1 protein-coding gene is annotated in these 437 nt (G+C 73.9%); it reads right to left on the reverse strand.

Annotation, left to right across the window (positions count from 1 at the left end; genetic code table 11):
• Positions 1-52: 52 nt before the first annotated feature.
• Positions 53-437: LysR substrate-binding domain-containing protein (locus tag MPC4_RS02980; protein WP_244628815.1), on the reverse strand; the 385-nt coding region annotated here is incomplete at its 5' end.

The following is a 437-nucleotide window of genomic DNA, read 5'->3' on the forward strand; positions in this document are numbered from 1 at the left end:
GATACAGACCGGCTCCAGACGGGACGGTCCGACCGGCCTGCGAAACAAAGTCCTAGACCGCCTGCAACCCCTCCGCATGCTCCAGCAACCGCTCCCGCATCGCCTGCGCGGCCGGGCTGAGCGACTGGCCCGCCAGGCGCAGGATGCCCAGCCGGCGCTCGCGCCGGGGCGCCACCAGGGGCACGAAGGCCAGCCGGTCGGACAGCATGGCGGGCACGCCCAGGCGGGCCAGTACCGTGACGCCCACGTTGGCCTCCAGCAGCGCCAGCATGGTCAGCATGGTGCTGACCTGCAGCACCGGCGCCTGCAGCCAGCGGGCCTGCTCGGGCCAGGCGGCCAACTGGTGGTGGGCGGTGGTGCCGAGCAGGGGCAGCCCCTGCAGTTCATCCCAGCGCAGTTGGCGGCGCCGCGCCAGCGGGTGGCGGCGGCTGCACACG

The sequence above is a fragment of the Methylocella tundrae genome, from assembly GCF_901905185.1.
In the GTDB taxonomy this organism is placed as follows: domain Bacteria; phylum Pseudomonadota; class Alphaproteobacteria; order Rhizobiales; family Beijerinckiaceae; genus Methylocapsa; species Methylocapsa tundrae.